This is a genomic window from Shewanella canadensis, assembly GCF_003966225.1.
GTDB lineage: Bacteria > Pseudomonadota > Gammaproteobacteria > Enterobacterales > Shewanellaceae > Shewanella > Shewanella canadensis.
On sequence record NZ_RXNU01000005.1, the window covers coordinates 88,420 to 110,340 of the forward strand.

The following is a 21,921-nucleotide window of genomic DNA, read 5'->3' on the forward strand; positions in this document are numbered from 1 at the left end:
ATGGTTGAATCCATTATTCAATGGTCGGTTAAGAATCGCTTCTTCGTGCTATTGGGCGCGGCGTTCTTAGTCGGTCTCGGGCTGTTTTCATTGAAAAATACCCCAGTCGATGCCTTACCCGATCTGTCGGATGTACAGGTCATCATTAAAACGAGTTTTCCCGGCCAGGCACCTCAGGTGGTCGAAGATCAGGTGACCTATCCGATGACGACAGCCATGTTGTCGGTACCCGGCGCTGTCACGGTGAGAGGATATTCCTTCTTCGGTGACTCTTACGTCTATGTCATCTTCGATGAGAAAACCGATCTCTATTGGGCGCGAAGTCGGGTGCTGGAGTATCTGAGTCAGGTTGCACCTTCGTTGCCGCCCAATGCCAAACCTCAGCTCGGTCCGGATGCCACGGGAGTGGGCTGGGTCTACCTCTATGCCCTTATAGATAAAACAGGTCAGCATGACATCAGCGAATTACGTAGCCTGCAGGATTGGTTTCTGAAGTTCGAGCTGCAAACTGTGCCGGGCGTATCTGAAGTCACCGCCCTTGGCGGTATGGTGAAGCAGTATCAGGTGAAAGTCGATCCCGATAAGTTACGTGCCTTCGGTATTCCGCTCTCACTTATTCAAACAGCGATCAAACGGGGAAACAGAGAGATAGGTGCATCCGTGGTCGAGATGGCAGAGGCCGAATATATGGTTCGTGCCACCGGCTACCTGCAGAGTGTGGAAGATATTGGCAATGTTCCATTGGGTGTGAATAACAATGGTACGCCGTTATTGCTCAAAGATATCGCCGAAATAGGCTTAGGCCCGCAGATGCGACGTGGTGTGGCCGAGCTCAATGGTGAGGGCGAAACGGTTGGCGGCATCATAGTGATGCGCTACGGTGAGAATGCCCAGAAAACCATAGATGGGGTCAAGGCGAAGCTGGAACAGTTGAAGAAGGGCTTGCCTGAAGGGGTTGAGGTGGTCACAGTTTATGATCGCAGCGGTCTTATCGATCGCGCGGTGAAAAATCTGGGCTACAAGTTGCTGGAAGAATTTCTGGTCGTTGCCTTAGTCTGTATGGTGTTCCTGTTTCATTTTCGCTCCTCACTGGTGGCCATCGTCAGTCTGCCTGTTGGCATATTGGCCGCCTTCTCCATCATGTATTTCCAGGGCCTTAATGCCAATATCATGTCGCTTGGCGGCATCGCCATCGCCATTGGAGCCATGATCGATGGTGCGATCGTGATGATCGAAAACATGCATAAACATATGGAACGAACCCCGTTAACTGACGAGAACCGCTGGCAGATTGTCGCAGATTCCGCCAAGGAGGTGGGGCCGGCCCTGTTTTTCAGCTTGTTGATCATCACAGTGAGTTTCATGCCGGTATTTACTCTGGAGGCGCAAGAGGGACGCATGTTTGCCCCGCTTGCATTTACCAAGACCTATGCCATGGCAGTCTCGGCGGCATTGGCCATCACCTTAGTGCCGGTATTGATGGGGTATTTCATTCGAGGCAAGGTGATGCCGGAACATAAGAACCCGGTCAACCGTATTCTTACTGCGGCTTACATGCCTGTGCTTCGCAAGGTTCTGCAATTCCCCAAGTCGACCCTGATGTTAGCGCTGGTCGTACTGGGTATCGGTATTTGGCCTCTGGAACACATAGGTAGCGAATTTATCCCGCCTTTGGATGAAGGGGATCTCATGTATATGCCAACCACCTATCCGGGGATCTCTATCGGTAAGGCGCGTGAGCTGCTACAGCAGACGGATAAGCTCATTTATACAGTACCGGAAGTGCAGACGGTTTTCGGTAAGGTAGGGCGAGCGGAGACAGCTACCGATCCGGCGCCATTGACCATGATTGAAAGCTTTATTCAGCTAAAACCTAAGAGTGAATGGCGTGAGGGCGTCACCTCGGAAAGCCTGAAGAAAGAGCTGGATGCACTGGTTAAACTGCCTGGAGTGACAAACGCCTGGGTGATGCCGATTAAGACCCGTATCGACATGCTCGCGACCGGGATTAAGACTCCGGTGGGGATCAAGATAGCCGGCCCCGAACTGGGTGTGATCCAGGAGATAGGTAAGGATCTGGAGCGCATTCTTAAGGATGTACCGGGTACGGCTTCGGTCTACTCGGAGCGTGTGGCTGGCGGCCGCTACATTAAGGTCGACATTCAGCGAGAAAAGGCGGCCAGATACGGACTCAATATCGCCGATGTCCAACAGGTTATTGCTACCGCTATTGGGGGGATGAATGTATCTCAGACTGTGGAAGGGCTGGAGCGATACCCCATCAATCTGCGCTATCCCCAGGATTACCGTAACTCACCCGAACAGTTGGCGATGCTTCCCATCATCACGCCTCAAGGCCTGCGGATCTCCCTGGCCGATGTGGCCAACATAGTGGTCGAAGATGGCCCTCCTGGCATCAAGAGTGAAAATGCGCGGCTTAATGGTTGGGCCTACATAGACATAGAGGGGATCGATATCGGTAGCTATGTGGTCGAAGCCCAGAGAGTGGTTGACGAACAGCTGAAGCTTCCGGCTGGTTACTCCATTGCCTGGTCCGGTCAGTATGAATACATGCAGCGCGCCAAGGCGAAACTGACCTATGTTGTGCCGTTAACCCTAGGGATCATCATACTCTTGCTGTATATGAACTTTCGTAACTTCATCGAAGTCAGCATCATCATGGGGACGTTGCCGTTCGCCATGGTGGGCAGTGTGTGGCTGATGTATCTGCAAGGATTTAACTTCTCGGTTGCGGTCGGCGTCGGCTTTATTGCGCTTGCCGGAGTTGCAGTAGAGATTGGTGTCATCATGCTGGTCTATCTTAATCAGGCCTTTGTCCAGATGATTAATGATTGTGAAAACAGTGGCTCGGTTCCCTGTGAAAGTGGATTGAGGGAAGCCGTATTACAGGGGGCTGGCATGCGGGTCAGGCCTGTGATGATGACGGCAGCCGCGATTATCGCTGGCTTGTTACCTATCTTATATGGAACAGGAACAGGCTCGGAAGTGATGAGCCGTATTGCCGCCCCTATGGTTGGCGGCATGGTTAGCGCCGTCGCGCTTACCTTAGTCGTCGTTCCGGTTGTTTTTTACCTTTGGAGAAGCCATCAGTTACGAAGACAAGGTTGAAGCGACACTAGGTTGAAGTGACAGGTAATATGCAGTAATGGAACGACTCAGCCTGCTGAGGTAGAAGTCTGGGGAGGGAACGTGGATAGGGGAGCAAAGCCTATCCTCACCTTGTTCTCCCAGGCGTTTCTCATCACTAGGTTATGGAATTTACAGCTAAACTTAAATAGCAGAGTTTAATACTCTCATTAGGAGTTCAGTATGAAGATTAAGAAAATCACAGCGATTATCGGGGATATGCAACTTGACGATGTAGAGCATGCACTCGAGCAGCATGGCGTTACCGGTTTCACTGTATTTACCGTCAGAGGACGTGGTAAATACAGTAATTTATACACACGAGATCAGTTAGTCAGCCACACTCAGATTGAAATCTACACGAGCTCTCGACATGCAGACGAGATTGCTCAATTAATTATAAAATCCGCCGAAATCGGGGCTGTCAGTATAGGCTTCGTTGCCGTCACGGACGTAGAGCAATTAGTTTGGGTTCATGAACAGCGTGAGGCCAGTGAAGATGATTTTAATTTTTTTGAAGGAAAAGCCGAGGCCTGATGCGTTGTAGCATGGATTAATGTTTTCATATCCTGTAAGGGCTGGTTGATCTGTATGTGATTAACCAGCTACTTAACCATTATTAAAAATTGAAAATTAAAAATTAAAAATTTTTCTTGTACAACTACCATCTGATGTCTCTCTACTGCGTCTAACTTAACCGTATTAATCATTTCAGCTTCAACTTTTCCTGCTTTGGGATTTGAGGGGTAGGTTACCGACTAATCTTCGAAATATACAAGATGAGAAGACATTGGTCCTGACTGTATTGGTATAGCTCCTGTATATATTGTGTTGATCATTTCATTCTCAGTTAGATCTACGACGCTGATATAACCGTGACCACCCTACTAGAGAATACATAACGACCGTCGTGGGGGATGGCTTGATGGTGAGTCGAACCTGATACAAGGGCAACCATCTTTTGCCTTGATGTCCAGAACCTCGTTATTTATTTGCACAATTTGTCATATGCTCCAGTTATTTACAGCTAAACTAGTTAGTGGGAATTATTAGCGATATTTGTTAGCTAGTTTCGATAGGAGTTCGATATGAAGCTTAAGAAGATCACTGCGGTTATAGGGGATATGCAACTTGAGAGTGTTCAACATGCACTAGAGGCGCATGGAGTTAAAGGTTTTACGGTATTTACCGTCAGAGGACGGGGTAAATATAGTAACTTATACACTCAAGATCAGTTAGTCGGTCATACTCAGATGGAAGTGTATACCAGTGCTGAACATGTCGATAAGGTCGCTAAACTCATCATGAATGCTGCCGAAATCGGTGAGATCAGCATAGGTTTTGTCGCCATCACCGATGTTGAACAGTTGCTTTGGGTTCATGAACAGCGCGTCGTCAATGAAGATGATTTTAACTATTTCGAAAAGGAAGCCGAGAGATGATTTGGCATAACATGGGTTAATCTTTTCATATCCCGTAACAGCTGGTTGATCTATATCAGATTAACCAGCTTGCTCCGTTACTCCTTACTTACTATTCATTGCACTTTCGCATCGAGTTCTGGCGAAGTCCTTTTAGCATCTCACTCTAGCGCTGTATCTTAAGCCCAGTATCTCTAGCACTGTATCTTAGGCAGATCCTGCCAGCATGTGGTGTATTGTGGGCTAAGGTATTGCCTGCGCATGCTCCATTTCGGGGTGATCCCCTGAGCCGCCATAAACAGTGAGTCTGAGCCATACTTATGGTTAAGCCTATCGTACACCCGCATTAAGGCGGGGTTTTTAGGGGGAGCAAACAGATCCCTCTGCAGGTGCGCTTCGTTGACGAGATCGATCAAGCCCACACCCACCTTGTAGTAGCGCACCCCCCGGCGAAACTGTCGTGCGACCACTCGGTTGAGCACCTCCGTTATCTCTCCGGTATCATTGGTTGGGTAGGCGAAACGGTGGGTGATCTTAAAGCCAGTCGGATGTTCATCGAAAGGGGAGTTAGAGGCAAAAATATGTAGCACGGAGCACAGTGAGCCTTGCTCTCTTGCCTTGCTGGTGGCAATTCCCGCATGTTTACTCAGTGCCTGTTGCAGTGATGCTGCATCGACTATCCGATTCCCCATGCTACGTGTGGAGAAGATCTGCTGTTTATCGGCGCGGGCCTCATCCCATCCCTTACAGACTTCGCCATTGAGTTCACGAACGGTGCGTTCGACCTCAATACTAAATTGCTTTCTGGCTATTCCCGGCGCCATTTGAGACAGGGCATAGGCGGTCTTGATGCCCATCATATCGAGCCGTTTAGTCAGGCGTCGCCCGATCCCCCACACATCAACCGGTTGCATTTTAAGTAAGATCGCTTTGCGCTGCTGCGGACTATTGATTAAACAGACGCCATGATACCCCTCATGTTTCTTTGCGGCATGGTTTGCAATCTTGGCCAGGGTGAGCGTCTCTCCCATGCCAACGCACACAGGCAAACGGGTCTCTTTCCAAACCGCTCGCCTCAATGCCTCACCATGCTTAATTAAACTGGGGATCGCCGGGAAGCAGTGCTTAAAGGAGAGGAAGGATTCATCGATAGAGTAGATATGCTGTTCGGGCGCAAAGCGGCCTATGACCTCCATCATACTGGCCGACAGCGAACCGTAGAGCTCATAGTTTGAACTGAGTGCAATCACGCCTAATCGCTCACATTGCGACTTCACCTTAAAAAAGGGCTCGAATTTGGGGATACCGGCATCGACGGCTTGACGATTGGCCGCCACGATACAGCCATCGTTATTGGACAAAACAACAATCGGGCGACCGCGCCATTCGGGGCGAAATACCTGCTCCGCGGAGCAGTAAAAGGAGTTTGCATCAACCAGAGCAAACATCTATTTCTCCTTTGCTATGGGTAAACATGCTAAATATCCAGGTGCTGATAGCGATGGGCAACAGAGATCTCTCCAACACGATTGATTGGAAGCAATCGGACTCGTGATGGCTTTCGCATCAAATTTATTCATGAGTTAATTCTCGGCCTGATCTGTACCTTTTGTCAGCAGAGGACTTGGGCGATGGCATCGTATCGACCGTATCACAACGCCTTCTACGCTAAACTGGTCATACTCATGTATGGTTACCGGTAGGTGTTCATCGCTAGCAGATAGCAATAACTTTCGGTATGTATCAATAATTTTGCAGACAAAGCAGCCATTATAATTGGCGACGATCACATCTTGATTCTTAACGGATACATGCCTGTCTACGATAAGAATATCACCGTCGAATATGCCGATATTCTGCATCGAGTCGCCGCTGGCCTGACCGATAAATGTGGCGCTGGGATGTTCGACCAGCAGTTCATCCAGACTCAGCGGCAGCTGCTTATAGTCAGCTGCCGGTGACTCGAACCCGGTAATACCGGCGCTGGCTGAGATTGGGATCACTTTCATAAGTTAATAATTTACCGTGAACTGTATAAATATACAGTGGTAAGTTTAGCAGTAATCTACAAGCTGGCAATCTTTTTTAACCATAGTGCTTGAGCCTGCGCTTTTAAACGCCAACTTTGGGTTTTTCAAATGAGTGAGATTTGGTAGAATAGGGGGACTAATAGGAGAGTTATCAATGTCAGTTTATGTTGTGGGCCATAAGATCCCAGATTCAGATTCCATTTGTGGTGCGATTGCACTTGCTTACCTGAAAAATCAAATCGGTGAAGCAGCGATTGCAGCACGACTCGGTGAGCTATCGCCAGAAACCGCATTTATCTTAGAAAAGTTTGGCTTTGAAGCTCCGGAGTTTAAAACAAGCTATGCCGGTGAAGAGGTGTATATTGTCGATCACTCTGAGCTAACACAAGCGCCGGACGATATTGGCGAAGCGACGATTGTCGGGATTGTCGATCATCATAAACTGGGCGATTTGACCACATCTACACCGCTTGAGTGTTGGATCCGTCCTGTTGGTTGCAGCAACACTATCATTAAGATGATGTATGATTTTCATGGTGTTGAAATTCCAGCAAATATTGCCGGCATCATGATGTGCGCCATCTTGAGTGATACGGTTATCTTTAAGTCACCAACGTGCACCACTGCAGATATTAAGTGTGTCGAAGCACTAGCCGAAATTGCCGGCATCGAAGACTTTAAAGCGTTAGGCATGGAGATGTTTAAGGTTAAGTCTGCCGTCGAAGGTACTCCGGCACGCGATCTCGTTATGCGTGACTTTAAAGACTTCAACATGAACGGCCATCTGGTCGGTATCGGTCAACTGGAGGTTATCGACCTTTCAGTATTTGATGATATCAAAGCCGAGCTTGAAGCCGATATCAAAGCAATGAAAGCCGAAGGTGGGCGTCACAGTATGCTATTACTGCTGACCGATATCATGAAGGAAGGCTCAGAGCTGTTAATTGTCAGCGATGATGCAGCCTTGACCGAGCGTGCTTATGGTAAACCATCTGAAAATGGCCGAGTTTGGCTTGATGGTGTATTGAGCCGTAAGAAGCAGATTGTGCCACCGCTGCAAGAAGCATTAGCTTAACGCTCAGCGCTTTTTCAACCGTTCATAGCAATAGTAATATCGAAGGCCGACGCACTTTTCATTAGAAGATAGTGCTTCGGCCTTTTTGTATCTGTTAAGCCAGTAAAATCTGCCGCATCAATGCCACGTTAAAAATTTAATACCAATCGGTATAAGAGCTTAGAACAAAATTGATATAGATCAATCAATTCAGCAGTCGTCTATCGATTGGATACTATACTGATACCAAGCCGTATCGCCATAGGATCCATTCAGGGCCAGGGAAGACCTCCTTATGACTGAAACCATCATAGATAAACCACCTCATCGGCAAGTGACGTCAAACTTGACCGATTACCATGAGTGCTACACCTCCTTTTCTACTGAGCCTCCTTCGGCTGTATCTGATCTACCCAATAGACCAACCATAAATATCGCCTATGAAGCGGTCGATCGTCATCTAAATACAGATATTGAAGATAAATTGGCACTGCGTTGGCTGAGTAAGCAAGATGAAATCGTGGATTTCAGCTATCGGGATTTAGCCGAGCAAACCAGTCGTTTTGCCAGCGTGCTTCACCGTCTGGGCTTTGAACGGGGAGATCGCGTCTTCAGCTTAGCGGGTCGCTTGCCGCTGCTCTATATCTCGGCTCTGGGTACATTGAAGTCGGGTTGTGTGTTTACCCCGCTGTTTTCGGCTTTCGGTCCGGAACCTATCCGTTCGCGAATGGAGATCGGCGAGGCGAACGTGCTGATCACAACTATGGGTCTGTATCGAAAGAAAGTGGCTTCTTGGTGGCACGAGTTGCCATACCTTAAGGCCATTTTATTGATAGATGGCAGTGGTGAACTGGAGGAGGGCTGTTATGCGTTACCTGAGTTAATGGATCAGGGGGATCCCTATTATCCTTGTGTTAATACCCAAAAAGATGAGATGGCACTGTTGCATTTTACCAGTGGCACTACGGGGAAGCCCAAAGGTGTCATGCATATTCATCAGGCCGTAGAGGAGCATAAAATATCCGCTTATTACGCACTCGATCTGCATCCGTCGGATATCTACTGGTGTACAGCCGATCCCGGTTGGGTGACAGGTACCTCTTACGGCATTATCGCTCCTCTATGCATGGGGGCGACGATGATCGTCGATGAGGCCGAGTTTGAAGTGGAGCGCTGGTATCGGATCTTACAGGATCAACACATAACGGTTTGGTATACCGCACCTACGGCTATTCGAATGTTGATGAGGGCGGGGAGTGAAATAAGGCAGGGTTATGATCTCTCGGCATTACATTTTATTGCAAGTGTAGGTGAACCCTTGAACCCTGAAGCGGTTATCTGGGGGGAGAAAACCTTGGGGCTTCCGTTTCACGATAATTGGTGGCAGACAGAAACGGGGGCGATCATGATTGCCAACTATGCGAGTCAGGCAATCAAACCCGGCTCTATGGGTCTACCTCTCCCCGGGATCACTGCGGGAATCGTTAAACGAAATGAGCAAGGTGATGTTGAAGAGGTGCATAAACCGATGGAAGTCGGTGAGCTGGCATTAAAACAGGGTTGGCCATCCATGTTTCGCGGTTACCTGCATCAGAGTGAAAGATATGAGCGTTGCTTTAATAATGGCTGGTACCTGAGTGGAGATCAGGCCATGCGTGATGAACAGGGCTATTATTGGTTTGTCGGCCGCGTCGACGACTTGATTAAATCATCGGGTCACCTGATCGGTCCCTTTGAAGTCGAAAGTGCATTAATGGAGCATAGCAGTGTGGCCGAAGTGGGGGTCATTGGCATTCCGGACGAGCTTACCGGTGAGATGGTTAAAGCCTATGTGGCATTGAAACCGGACGTAGAACAGACAGAGCAAACATTACAGGCATTACAAAAAGAGCTGAAAGGCTTCGCCCGCAAACGTTTAGGTGCCGCCGTCGCACCTAAAGAGATCGTATTTCGTCAGAACCTGCCCAAAACCCGTAGCGGAAAAATTATGCGTCGTCTGTTAAAGGCGCGAGAGCTTGGCCTACCGGAAGGTGATATATCAACATTGGAGAGTGACGAGCAATGAATCAAAAACTACATATAGATAGAACGCATCTGATTAACCAGCTAAAGCAGATGCTGCGAATTCGTCGCTTCGAAGAGAAATGCACACAGCTCTATGCTGAGGAAAAAATACGAGGCTTCTTACATCTGTACATAGGCGAAGAGGCTATAGCGGTCGGCGTGATGTCAGTGTTGAAGCCAGAAGATCAGATTGTGGCAACCTATAGAGAGCATGGTCATGCACTGGCTCGTGGCTTATCGATGGGCAGTATACTGGCTGAAATGTTCGGTCGAACCAACGGCTGCAGCAGGGGCCGTGGGGGCTCGATGCATCTGTTCGATAAGCAGATGAATTTCTATGGCGGTAATGCCATCGTAGCCGGCGGTTTACCACTAGCCGCCGGGCTGGCCATGGCCAATAAAAAGCAACATAGAGATGCGGTGACTGTCTGTTTCTTCGGTGAGGGGGCCGTAGCTGAGGGAGAGTTTCATGAAGCCATGAACCTTGCCGTGTTATGGAAACTTCCCGTTTTGTTTGTGTGTGAAAATAATGGTTACGCCATGGGGACGGCCTTGTCTCTGTCTGAGTCCGAAACCAATATCGCCAAGAAGGCGTCCGGCTATGGCATGGCTTCCTCTCAAGTCGATGGCATGAATGTCGTCGATGTTGAATCGGCAACGTCAACGGCGCTGGATCTGATAAAGACAACCTCTCAGCCCTATTTTCTGGAGTGTAAAACCTATCGGTTCCGTGGTCACTCCAGTTTCGACGGGCAACTCTATCGTGAAAAAGAGGAGATCCGTCAGTGGGAGGAGAAGGGACCGGTGATCAGGTTGCAAAACTGGTTAAAAGAAAATAATCACTTCAATGAAGAGGATCTCGATGAGCTGGAGTCGGAGATAAAGGCCGAAATAGAGGCCGCCATCGAATTTGCCGAAGGGGGCGCCTGGGAGGACACCGCCGATCTTTGCAAAGATGTCTATAGTCCAACTCAACAAGGAGAGCCGGGATGAATGCTCAAACCTTAACATACAGAGAAGCATTACGTGCGGGAATAGAGCAGGCCCTGGAAGATGATGAGCGTGTGTTCCTGATGGGGGAGGATGTGGGTCGCTACGGTGGCTGTTATGCGGTGAGTAAGGGTCTGTTTGATTACTATGGCGAGCAGAGAATTATCGATACACCTCTGTGTGAGTCCGGATTTGTCGGTGTTGGAATAGGCGCCGCACTTGGAGGGCTACGGCCCATCGTAGAGGTGATGACGGTTAACTTCAGCCTGTTGGCGATGGATCAGATCGTCAATAGTGCAGCCACATTACGGCATATGTCGGGAGGTCAGTTTAATATCCCCGTCGTGATCCGCATGGCTTGCGGCGCAGGACGTCAACTGGCCGCCCAACACTCTCATAGCTGGGAAAATTTTTATGCACACATTCCGGGGTTAAAAGTCTTGAGTCCGGCAACTCACACTGATGCCAGGCATATGTTGGGGCAGGCATTGGAAGATCCTGATCCCGTTATCATTTTTGAACATGTCATGTTATTGAATGAGAACGGAGAGGTCTCAGAGTCACCCGAAGCCGATATGGAAAGTGCCCTGGTACGTAGACAAGGAGATGATGTCACTCTTATCACTTATGGGGGCTGCCTGCACAAAGCCTTGACTGCGGCAAATAAGCTTGCTGAGTTGAATATTAGTGCCGAGGTCGTGGATCTACGCTGTCTACGTCCATTGGACACAGATACTTTCCTGGGCAGTGTAGAGAAGACCCATCGTGCCATCATCATTGACGAAGGCTGGAAAACCTGTGGGCTGGCCGGAGAGATCAGTGCCATCATCATGGAGCAAGGTTTTTGGTTTTTAGATGCCCCCGTTAAACGACTCTGCACCGCCGAAGTGCCGATCCCCTATCCGAGTCACCTGGAGCAGGCGGCCCTGCCTCAAGTGAAGCAAATCGTAGAGATGGCTCAAGCCATAATGGAAGGGCGCTAATGGACAGAGAAAGTGGCCACAAAGGGTTGCAGGTGAAGCCGGAAGGTTTAGTGACAGAAATTGTGGAAGATATTGTCATGCCCTCTCTGGGGGCAGACATGACAGAGGGGATATTGGTTGAATGGCTGGTTAAGTGCGGAGACCCGGTAAAACGAGGCGATATTATTGCCGTAATCGAAACTCAAAAAGGTGCGATCGATATGGAGGTGTACCACACCGGCGTCATCAGTGAAATATTACACCAACCCATAGTCACTCTGCCCGTCGGCACCGTGATGGCGCGAGTGAAATTAACCGAACATAGCGACAGAAGCAAAGTGACTCAATTAGACTCGGTCGCTGTCACTCAAGTAGAGACTCGTACTCCATTAGCTTCGCCAGTTGTCCGTAAAGTGGCCATGGAACAAAAACTGGATTTGACCGCGGTTAGAGGCAGTGGTCCACAGGGCGCTATTTTATTGAGGGACCTGCCGGAAACCACTGAGGAGATGCGGGCTAGCACACAAGCCAGTAAGCAGAGCAGCGGTGCAACCAAGAAAATGCGCGGCGCTATTGCCTCCGCGATGACCAAATCAAAAAACGAGATCCCCCATTTTTATCAAAGCTTAGATATCGAACTGGGCAATGCACAGGAGTGGTTAAAGAAAACCAATGAATATAGATCACCGGATCAGCATATATTGCTTTTAGCTCTGTTATTAAAAGCCGCGGCAAAGGCATTAACGAAATACCCGGATTTAAATGGCTTTTATGAAAATAATCAATTTGTACATGCAGAAGAGATCCACATAGGTAACGTGATCAGCTTACGTCAGGGGGGATTAGTGGTCCCGGCTATCCATCATGTCGATAAACTCTCGGTTGATGAAACCATGCAGGCCATCCGCGACATATCGGCAAGGGGCCGTAACGGGCACCTGCGTAGCTCGGAGTTAACCGATGCAACTATTACAATAACGAATATGGGAGAACGTGGAACCGATACAGTATTTGCTGTTATCTATCCTCCACAGGTGGCCATTATTGGTTTTGGAAAGATAAGAGAGAAACTACAACTTGTCGAAGGTGACCTTGTAAACTGCGATGTAATGAGTGTATGTCTGAGTGCCGATCATCGGGTTATCGATGGCATGTTAGGGGCAAAATTCCTTAATGCTTTGTCAAAACAACTGCAGAAGCCGGAGCTGTTATGAAAAATCATGAGATAAAAGCTCTCTTACTAAAAGCCATACAGGAGATAGCCCCGGAGATAGAGCTTGAGGATATTGATCTTGAGGAAGATCTCCGTGATGAATGTGATTTAGATTCTATGGATTTTTTGAATTATCTGATCGAAATAAAAAAATTAACCGGGGTAAAAATAACAGAGAGAGACTACCCAAACGTAAATACCTTCAAGAAAATGCTGGCACACCTGGAGCAAAATATCGCGTGATAAAAACAGACTGTGTCCTCCTCTAACGGATATTTGTACTTCGCTTATTAAGCGACATTTCTCCATGTTGAAGCTATCTGTTACCAGATCGGCCCGACAGATAAACTACGAGTTGCACTTATCAATAAGTATTAAAAATATATTTAAATCAATGGTAGACGGCTGTTTTATTGCTTGTCATGATAGAGATGACAGATAACTTTCATTCATCGGCACCTGATGTTATGTGGCGATGATAGTGCATGGATTAGCGACAATGGAGATAACTGATGAATAAATGTCTATATCTTGTGGGTGTGGATGGTAGCGAGTGGGGCGATAGGGCAACGGAGCGAGCCGTACATCTAGCTAAGCAAACCGGCGCACAGGTAAAGCTGGTCTATGTCCTGAGTTGGCCTGCAGTTCAACCTATGATGGTGGAAGAGGTGGCTCCACCCACTATCTTAGACCGTGACGAAGAGGAAAAGCAGGTCACAAAGAATGTACTCGAGCCACTTAAACGAAAATACAGTGGAGCGGATGTGCCGATAACGACGGAGTTGGTATGGGGCGACCCGGCACTGGTGCTGCATGATTGCGCAAAAGAGGAGCGCGCCAATATGCTCTTTGTCGGTCGCCGAGGTCGTTCTCGTTTCGCCGATCTGATCCTTGGGAGTGTGGCCAACAAATTAGCGCACTGTATCGGTATTCCGCTGGTATTAGTCCCTTAACTATAAGTTGTAAGATTATAAGTAATAAGACTGAATAGTAGGACTAATTAAGCATCGATGACCTTTATCCTCTTGTCATCGATGCTGAAGAACACAAACGTCCCCCGTTATTCTCCTTTTATCACCAGTGAGTGTTTCTCTCTCAATTTTATCTCTCTCAATTTTTCCAATCGCGCTTGAGCCATACCGAAGATAGAGTTATCGGGATATGACGCTTTCTTACCGCTGCCTTTGACATTCATTCCCGAAGGGATACCGGTCAGAAGTTCTATGGCCTGGGTGACATGCTCGATTGCCCAAATATTAAACTTGCCTTTTTTAACGGCTTCGACAATGTCTTTTCGAAGCATCAGATTTTGGACATTAGATTGAGGAATAATCACTCCCTGGGTCGCCTTGCGTCCTTTGATGACACAAACATCGAAGAAGCCTTCGATCTTCTCATTGACGCCACCGATAGGTTGAGCCTCGCCAAATTGGTTCATCGAGCCTGTGATAGCAATATCTTGCCTGATGGGCTGTTGAGAGAACGCCGATGCCATGGCGCACAGTTCCGCCATTGAGGCGCTATCACCATCGACGCCGCCGTATGACTGCTCGAAAGTGAGGTGAGTCGTCAGGGGGATCTTAGCCGTTTTACCTAAGATAGAGGCAAGGTACGCCGAGAGGATCATCACCCCCTTTGAGTGGAGACTGCCTGCGAGATCGACCTTTCGTTCGATATCGAACACCTTACCCTCGCCATATGCGGTGGTGGCAGTTATCCGGCTAGGCGCGCCAAATTGGTGATCTGAGGTCGCAATTACAGACAGGGCATTGACCTGACCGACGGCATGGGCCTGAGTACTTATCAAGGTGGTACCATTGACAAAACTCTGCATCACATTGTCTTTGAGACGGCATACCCTGAGCTCATGATTATGCAGTGCCTGATCAACATGGCTGGCACGGATCATATTGGCCTTGCCCGCACGAGCGCAATAGTTAGACTCTCGGAGCAGATTGGCAATATCGGCGGAATGCAGAGACAGTTTGTTTTGATCATCGGCCTGTCGGGAGCTGAATTCAATAATGCGTTTTATCGCACTACGGTCGCAATGCAGCATCTTATTACCGTGAATAATACTCGAGATAAATTGAGCGTATTGGGCTTCTGATTTTTGTGTGCGTGGCATCTCATCTTCGAAGTCTGCGGTAACCCTGAATAGCTCACTGAACTCAGGGTCGTAGTGTTGTAAGAGCTGATAAGTTTGATAATCGCCAAGTAAGATAATCTTGATATCTAAAGGGATAGCCTCAGGATCCAATGAGATAGTCCCTGATAAGGTGACTTCACGCTCGAGTGAGCTCAGGCTTAGTTTTCTCGATCTCAGTGCGCGTTTAAGCCCATCCCAAACATAGGGTTGTTCGAGTACCTTAATCGCGTCGATCATCAGCACGCCGCCATTGGCTTTATGTAGGCTTCCGGGTCTGATGAGTGAGAAGTCAGAAAAGATGGTGCCTTTAAAGGTCGCATTCTCTATGTAGCCAAAGATGGAGTGATAGTTAGGCGTCTCCTCAATGAGGATCGGCATCTTCTCAGTATCTTGACCGACTAATACATTGATCTGATAACGTCTTGGCATCTTCTTGTCGAGTGAGGCGTAGGAGAGAGCCAGTTGCTCCTCGTTCTCTTCAAGAAAAAGGTCTAAATTATCGATAATATCTTTGTGCATTGCAGCCAGATAGCTTTTCACTGCGGGTAAGCTACTGTATTTATCTTTTAACTTATCGGTGAGGTGAGCCAATACATCTTGAGCGACCTGCTCATCATGCTTGAGCTGCTTGTCGGAATACTCCTCTTCCCAAACCGTAAACTGCCTGACGATAACCCTAAGCTTCGACTCCAGTGAGGTGATGGCCGTCTCTAACTTATCCTGCTTCTTCTTAGGCAGCTGAGCGAAAGACTCTTCTGTATAGGGCTCCTCACCATTCATGGCGACCAGTTCATAGGTACCTTGGGGGGTAATAGTCAGGCTGATACTGGACTCTTTTGCCTCTTTGGTGAGCCCCAGCAAGGCGGACTCCTGTTTCTGGGCAAGTAACCCCTTGAGTTTTTCGGCGCGGGAGTAGTACATCTCGTTGTCAAAAGCGAGCGGCAAAGCCTTGACTAAACGTACCATGAGCTTCTCTATGTCCTTTTTTAGCTCCATTCCTGTGCCTGCGGGCAGCTTAAGGACTTTAGGGGTACGGGCTTCGTCGAAATTAATGACGTAGCACCAGTCATATAAGGTATGCCCATGACCATCCGGCTCGTGGCGATTGAGGTAGCGCAGTACCATAGTGCGCTTGCCTAAGCCATTACGTCCGATAGCATAGATATTGTAGCCTTTATCCTTCATGGACATCGCAAACTCAACCGCCTGTTGAGCGCGTTCCTGACCCACAATTTCATTGATAGGGGTTAAGTTTTTGGTTGATTTGAATTCAGGAGCGAGACCCGAAAGTTCAGATGTTCGGTAAAGCTGGTCACTACTAAGAGGGGAGACAAGAGGAAATGTTTTCATAGGGAGAGTACCTCATATATGACACTTGTTATTTTCAGTGTAGGCATGAAGATTTTAAATTTCAGTAGTTTATTGCCGTTGTTTGCGAAATTATTAACAATTTTTGACCGAATGCCTACTTTATAAACAGATATCTGCTGCTAGTTGAGAACCCGTCAGTAATAATGCGCAAAATTCGACCGAAATGACTAAGGATGAATCAAACCATGAAATTTGAGATTAAGCTCAGTAAGAGACTTAACCAGTGTAGTCGGTATTTGACAGAACGATTGATGACTTAATCAGGGTTAATGCTTGCTGCAGTTTGATTAACCTAGGCGGTTAACAGATTGGTCCAATTTATAGCGAAAAATGGGCGAGCGATAAAGATCGTCTAAACGGATCTCTTTTTCGGCCTTTCGAGATGGAAGCGCGAAGTTATTACTGATGACAAAGTCGGGATTACATCCACAGTGAAAATGGGCTGTGTCGCTAGATAAGTGGTTGGCATTGACCTTGCTGAGACAGGACGTTGATGTGCATGACGCCTTTTTCGATTGTGCATCGATAAGGAGATCTAACTTTGACATGCCATCAGGATAAAGATAGCAAAGCAGCACCGATGCCCCGGATAGATCGGCCTTCATAAAATCCTGACGATATAAGGTTAAATTATTCACTCTTGTAACAGATTTAATTAACAGGCTTATCAGGTAGGGCAGTAGTGATAGCTCATATCCAATGACTTTACGCTTAGGATGCTTGATAGCCATACGGATGACTAAAGTTCCCCAACCCGAACCAAGATCGTAAATGGGACCATCGCCTGTGTCTTCTGTCAGTTTGAGCATGGCTCGATACGCTTTTTCTGAACTGGGCATTGGCGAGATCCCGACGCGCATAGTGGTCCAAACTATTGTCATCGCCAAAAAAAGAGTGATCAGCAATATGCCAATTTCAAACAAAGACATGATACTTCATCCAGGTCAACGGGCTATGTGAAGGTAAGTTGCGATAATAACAATAACGTAGAAAAAATGTGGGTAAATATTGCTAAATAGATGCACAAGCATGGATGAAACCTGCCGGAAACCTATGAGTGAACGATAAGTATGACTTAAGGAGGCACAGGTATGATAACTGTGTGAAAAATGTACAGAAAACTGGCGGTTATTGGCAGAAGGGAATACAATTGAATAGTATAACAAATACAGTATTAGAGATGTCGCTAAATGAATATGGATAGTTCGTTAGACTCTGATCTCATCAGTTATCTGTCAGATAATAGCCCTATGTTGCAATACCTGATAGATACGCTTCCTGTGCCTATTTTCTATAAGGATAGGGATGGAAACTATCTCGGATGTAATAAGGCATTCGAAGACTTTATTAAAATCGAACGCAGAAAACTGATTGGACGCAGTGCGTTTGAACTGTTCGATCGAGAACTGGCCGAGATCTATCATAGTGCCGATCAAGCCCTGTTCGAGAACCCCGGAGTACAGAATTATGAAAGTGTAGTGCGTTCAACCCAAGGGGATGAGCGCTATGTTAAGTTTCATAAAACCAGTTTTGTCGATAACAATAATGAGGTTGCCGGTCTCATTGGCGTCATCTTCGATATTACCGCTCAGAAACGGCTTGAAAGTAAGCTGATTGAGCAGGCCACTTATGACGACCTCACCGGGTTGTACAATCGTCGGGAAGGACTCCACCGGATGGGTGAATTGTACGAGTTAACCCGGCGCAATAAGATGCACTTAGCCGTATTAATGCTGGATGTGGATCATTTTAAACGCGTGAATGATCAATACGGCCATCAGATCGGCGATCAGGCTCTGCAATTTATTGCCGATAGCTTGCGACAAACCAGTCGTCAGTCAGATATTCTGGTCCGTTATGGCGGTGAGGAGTTTCTGCTATTCCTCCCCGATGTTGCCGAAGGTGATGCCGTAACGTTCGCAGAGCGCTATAGAAAAATGTTGGCTGCAAAAGCGATGAGGCTGAGTAAGAGTCAGCAACTACATCTGACTGTGAGTATCGGTATTTCATGTTACAGGCGGCAATCATTAACCGATCTAATCCATGAGGCTGATATTGCCCTCTATGAAGCCAAGAGTCGTGACAGGAATAATGTCTGTAGTTATTGACGCTGCGCCTTGAACCGGGCACCACTCCTTAAAAATTGCTCACTATAAGCGGGTTAATGCTCTGCTAATATTTTTCTGTCACGTGAACTGAATGAATGCAATTAGGGGGCGCTAAATTAGGGGCTGTGTAAGAATTGGCCGGAATGCATTCAGTCATCACAGATAATTGATCCTCACGGATGGATTCCTTTGTAGTCTTGCTCCATTTATGTGACTATTTTTATCTGAATTAGTTAAATAGCGAGTGATCCATGATTGTCATTACCGGTGCCAGTAGCGGACTAGGGGCTGCCCTGGCAAAGCTTTACAGCGAAGAGGGGATTGAACTGCTAATTTCGGGGCGTAACGAACAACGTTTACGTGAAGTTGCGGCTCCTTTAAGTGAAAAAGTCCAGGCTAAGACGGCGAACCTGAGTCATCCAGAGGATATAAAAGCCCTGTTTGATACCTGCCCAGATACACCGAAAACCATCATACACTGCGCCGGTAGCGGTTATTTTGGTGCCTTGGAAAATCAAGAACCCGATGCAATCACCTCTTTGATAGAAAACAATGTGACGTCGGCAATCATGCTTTTACGTGAAGCGGTGAAGCGCTACAAAGAGCAGGCTGTGACCGTTGTGATTGTGATGTCAACGGCGGCGCTGGCGGCAAAGGCTGGCGAGTCGACCTACTGTGCGGCTAAATGGGCAGTACGGGGGTTAGTTGAATCTGTACGATTGGAGCTTAAAGGGAGCCCCATGAAGCTAATTGCTGTTTACCCCGGGGGAATGGCAACAGAATTTTGGCCCTCAAGCGGTAAGTCATTGGATACATCCGGATTTATGAGCGCAGATGAAGCGGCTACCATGCTTAAGCAAGCGCTGGTAGGAACCGAACATGGCTATGTGTCTGATATTACTATTGCACGGGGCTAGAAACTAACTGGCTAATCAGGAGAATAAAAAGGCTGGCACCAGGTGCCAGCCTTTTACTTACTTTTGATGATTTGGTGACATTTAGTTAGTTACATTGATGTGGATAGGAGATGTTATCCACATATTCGATGGAGCAAGAAGAGTCGCAAGGATCACATAGGTTGCGTTCGACACGTTCAACATCGTGACAGAAGTTACAACCGATACCAGCGCTGCCTTTTTCAACATGATTGTGCATTCTATCCCAGGTGCGGGGTAAGTTTTTGCTGCCATCATGGCACTGAGCACACACTTGCTCTTTAGGTCCTTTGAGACGGTAACCCAGGGCGTCCAGCTTGGAATCGGTAGTTAAATCCAGTGTCTCTTCATGACACTGACTACAAGCCGCAACATCACTGGCCGGATTCACACCATGGTTAATCACCTGATAAGTATCAGTTTCTATCCACTTGTAAGGCTCATTTACAGGGTAACCCATGTTAGTTAAACCTGCCTCGATAGAGGTGACGGCATTACCCGAACCTTTGATATACTCGAAGGTATCGAGTGCAATCATACGGTCGTCAGCAACCGTCATAGGCTGAGTCGCTGTCTTGTATTTGAATGGCGTTAACTTACCATCCGATACATCGCCCATAGGACGAGACGTTGGATAACGGCCTGTAGCGGGATCCACAATGCCCAGATCATGCAGCAGGTAGTTATCACTCTTACGATTCCAGAACTTCATCTCAGGAGTCTGGTTTGCTAATTTATCGGCATGGGGGTGGCCGGCACCGGAAACGCCATCGGCTGGTGTGCCATCATGATGGAAACGCCAATCTCTGTGCATCTCTGTTGGAACGTGTGAAGGATCGCCGAGATCTTTTGCATAGGTTGGAATGTGACAGGATTGACAGGAAACTCTTGCCACGTGACGATCGGGCTCATCACGACGTCCTGAGCTTGCATGTCCGGAGCCTGAGTCCATTCCGACGTGACAGGTACCGCTACTACATGTTACCTCTGCGCCTCTGACTATGTCATCGGTAGGTCGAAGATCTGAGCCTTTACCTATTACTCTGTGACTATCAAACTTATGGCAATCCTGACACTCCAGGTTAGCACCGGCGACGTTCATATGAACATCGAAATGCATATCTGAGTTCGCCATTAAGGCTGAAGATATATCGCCGCGCTTCACACCATCACCACCACCAGCGTAGGCATGACACTTAAGACAGTTCGTTCTGCCGGGGGCTGCGATGTTCTGAACATAGCCATCGAGATCGACCTGTGCAGTACCATCCGATGGACCCATGCTACCGTCAGGCTTTCTGACACGGTTTAGTGCGTAATCTTTGTTGTGGCACATCAAACAATCGACATTGGCGTTGGTATCACCTTCGCCAGGCTTAATACCGCGGCCCGCATGACATGAGCCACAAACCGGCCAGTCACCTTCGATGTTGATGCAATAGCTGTTTACTGCGTTGGTAAGCTTACCCTGTAGGGTACCACCCTGATTTACCATGTCAGGCGTATCACCCGTCCATTGATAGTGAGTAGAGCCAAACATCTCATCATACTGGGAACCACCAACTCCACCGTCGTGGCAGTTTATACAAGCATTTGGGTAGTCGGTCCAACTCAGATCTGAGTGTGGGTTAGAGGCATTACAGCCATTGACGGGTTCGACGTCACAGACGCCACATGAGTTTAGCTCCCAGACTAATGAGTTGTTATCGTTACAATCTAAACTGGATTTGTAACCATCTCCATCATTGTCTACAGGTTTACCGGCGCTAACCGGAAGAGCAAGGATTAAGGCAAGTAAGCCTATATATCCCGATACTTTAGTTTTACTCATCACTGCACTCCATTTTTATTTTTTATATAATTGTATTTATGGATTAGACCACTACGCCAAAAACAGATTAATGCCTTTTCATGCTAAGAGATGTAAATACCACCTCATAAAACAAGGGGCTTTCTATAAAAATTTCACTGTTTACAACAGTCACTCGAAGCGCCTTAGATTTATTCAGGATGCACTTAGTCGAAAGACATGATCCAACGTTTGTCTCTTCCAAAATTAAAACCGCATTGAACGGTTATGTTTGTCGGCAGTTTACTTATATTGCAGAGCGTAAGCCGACGATTTTACACTCATGCTTAATTGATGTTTTTGTTGAATCTAATATTCCATTCAAAGTTAACCAATATTAACGTGGCGATTTGTGTTTACGGCTGAAATTGCATTTAACAAAATTGTTACTTTATTTTAGTTCAACTTACAGGAACGGTTTGGTTTGTTTTATGAGCTAGATCTAGTTTTTAGAAAAACGCATAAGATTTTTTTACTACAGCTTTTACTTAATTAATATGTGCTTATTCGTCAGTCTAGGAAGTATTAGATTTAGCGTAAAATAGACTGTTTCCTACCAGTATATTAATAAGGCTAATGTTAACCAGGTCAAGAAGTGAAGGCTTTCTTGTTGCTGACGCCTTCTTTG

General features: G+C 47.3%; 17 protein-coding genes. 12 read left to right on the forward strand and 5 right to left on the reverse strand.

Going from position 1 to position 21,921, the window contains the following annotated elements:
• The 3 genes from EKG38_RS11025 (at position 1) to EKG38_RS11035 (ending at position 4,589) form a co-directional block, all read left to right on the forward strand.
• Positions 1-3,129, forward strand: coding sequence for an efflux RND transporter permease subunit (locus EKG38_RS11025; protein ID WP_126520318.1), 3,129 nt, complete (start codon positions 1-3; stop codon positions 3,127-3,129).
• Between the two features lie 201 nt (positions 3,130-3,330).
• Positions 3,331-3,684, forward strand: a complete 354-nt coding sequence (locus tag EKG38_RS11030) for a P-II family nitrogen regulator (RefSeq protein WP_126520319.1) — start codon at positions 3,331-3,333, stop codon at positions 3,682-3,684.
• A 551-nt stretch (positions 3,685-4,235) separates the two neighbouring features.
• The gene (locus EKG38_RS11035) at positions 4,236-4,589 is read left to right on the forward strand and encodes a P-II family nitrogen regulator (protein ID WP_126520320.1); all 354 of its coding nucleotides are present in this window, start codon (positions 4,236-4,238) and stop codon (positions 4,587-4,589) included.
• Positions 4,590-4,762: 173 nt separating this feature from the next.
• Here EKG38_RS11035 and EKG38_RS11040 read toward each other — a convergent pair whose 3' ends face one another.
• Together EKG38_RS11040 and EKG38_RS11045 are read right to left on the reverse strand one after the other, a co-directional pair.
• Entirely contained in the window at positions 4,763-6,016 is a 1,254-nt protein-coding gene (locus EKG38_RS11040) for a Y-family DNA polymerase (protein ID WP_126520321.1), read from the reverse strand.
• A gap of 135 nt (positions 6,017-6,151) precedes the next feature.
• A complete protein-coding gene (locus EKG38_RS11045; protein ID WP_126520322.1) occupies positions 6,152-6,577 on the reverse strand; it encodes a LexA family protein in 426 nt (141 codons plus the stop codon).
• Between the two features lie 175 nt (positions 6,578-6,752).
• Here EKG38_RS11045 and EKG38_RS11050 point away from each other — a divergent pair, with 175 nt between their 5' ends.
• From EKG38_RS11050 to EKG38_RS11080, 7 genes are all read left to right on the forward strand, one after another.
• On the forward strand, positions 6,753-7,673 hold the full coding sequence (locus EKG38_RS11050) for a manganese-dependent inorganic pyrophosphatase (protein WP_126520323.1): 921 nt from the start codon (positions 6,753-6,755) through the stop codon (positions 7,671-7,673).
• Positions 7,674-7,947: 274 nt separating this feature from the next.
• Positions 7,948-9,717 carry an acetate--CoA ligase gene (gene acsA / locus EKG38_RS11055; RefSeq protein WP_126520324.1) on the forward strand — a complete coding sequence of 590 codons (1,770 nt, stop codon included), beginning with the start codon at positions 7,948-7,950 and terminating at the stop codon, positions 9,715-9,717.
• Entirely contained in the window at positions 9,714-10,709 is a 996-nt protein-coding gene (pdhA, locus tag EKG38_RS11060) for a pyruvate dehydrogenase (acetyl-transferring) E1 component subunit alpha (RefSeq protein WP_126520325.1), read from the forward strand. The genes acsA and pdhA overlap by 4 nt, the downstream gene beginning before the upstream one ends.
• Positions 10,706-11,689 (forward strand): alpha-ketoacid dehydrogenase subunit beta, encoded by a 984-nt coding sequence (locus tag EKG38_RS11065; RefSeq protein WP_126520326.1) that lies wholly within the window; start codon positions 10,706-10,708, stop codon positions 11,687-11,689. The genes pdhA and EKG38_RS11065 overlap by 4 nt, the downstream gene beginning before the upstream one ends.
• The gene (locus EKG38_RS11070; protein ID WP_246033140.1) at positions 11,689-12,882 is read left to right on the forward strand and encodes a dihydrolipoamide acetyltransferase family protein; all 1,194 of its coding nucleotides are present in this window, start codon (positions 11,689-11,691) and stop codon (positions 12,880-12,882) included. Before EKG38_RS11065 ends, EKG38_RS11070 begins: the two co-directional genes overlap by 1 nt.
• Positions 12,879-13,124, forward strand: a complete 246-nt coding sequence (locus EKG38_RS11075; protein ID WP_126520327.1) for an acyl carrier protein — start codon at positions 12,879-12,881, stop codon at positions 13,122-13,124. The genes EKG38_RS11070 and EKG38_RS11075 overlap by 4 nt, the downstream gene beginning before the upstream one ends.
• Positions 13,125-13,393: 269 nt before the next feature.
• On the forward strand, positions 13,394-13,834 hold the full coding sequence (locus EKG38_RS11080) for a universal stress protein (RefSeq protein ID WP_126520328.1): 441 nt from the start codon (positions 13,394-13,396) through the stop codon (positions 13,832-13,834).
• 107 nt (positions 13,835-13,941) lie between these two features.
• On the opposite strand, the gene EKG38_RS11085 is transcribed toward EKG38_RS11080, so the two are convergent.
• Positions 13,942-16,380 carry a Lon protease family protein gene (locus EKG38_RS11085; RefSeq protein WP_126520329.1) on the reverse strand — a complete coding sequence of 813 codons (2,439 nt, stop codon included), beginning with the start codon at positions 16,378-16,380 and terminating at the stop codon, positions 13,942-13,944.
• Positions 16,381-16,688: 308 nt separating this feature from the next.
• The gene (locus tag EKG38_RS11090; protein WP_246033141.1) at positions 16,689-17,330 is read right to left on the reverse strand and encodes a class I SAM-dependent methyltransferase; all 642 of its coding nucleotides are present in this window, start codon (positions 17,328-17,330) and stop codon (positions 16,689-16,691) included.
• 261 nt (positions 17,331-17,591) lie between these two features.
• Between EKG38_RS11090 and EKG38_RS11095 the strand changes: the two genes are divergently transcribed.
• Positions 17,592-18,509 (forward strand): GGDEF domain-containing protein, encoded by a 918-nt coding sequence (locus EKG38_RS11095; protein WP_126520330.1) that lies wholly within the window; start codon positions 17,592-17,594, stop codon positions 18,507-18,509.
• A gap of 251 nt (positions 18,510-18,760) precedes the next feature.
• Positions 18,761-19,426 carry an SDR family NAD(P)-dependent oxidoreductase gene (locus tag EKG38_RS11100; protein ID WP_126520331.1) on the forward strand — a complete coding sequence of 222 codons (666 nt, stop codon included), beginning with the start codon at positions 18,761-18,763 and terminating at the stop codon, positions 19,424-19,426.
• An 85-nt stretch (positions 19,427-19,511) separates the two neighbouring features.
• Here the strand turns inward: EKG38_RS11100 and EKG38_RS11105 are convergent, their stop codons facing one another.
• The gene (locus EKG38_RS11105; RefSeq protein ID WP_126520332.1) at positions 19,512-21,275 is read right to left on the reverse strand and encodes a hypothetical protein; all 1,764 of its coding nucleotides are present in this window, start codon (positions 21,273-21,275) and stop codon (positions 19,512-19,514) included.
• Positions 21,276-21,921: the final 646 nt, after the last annotated feature.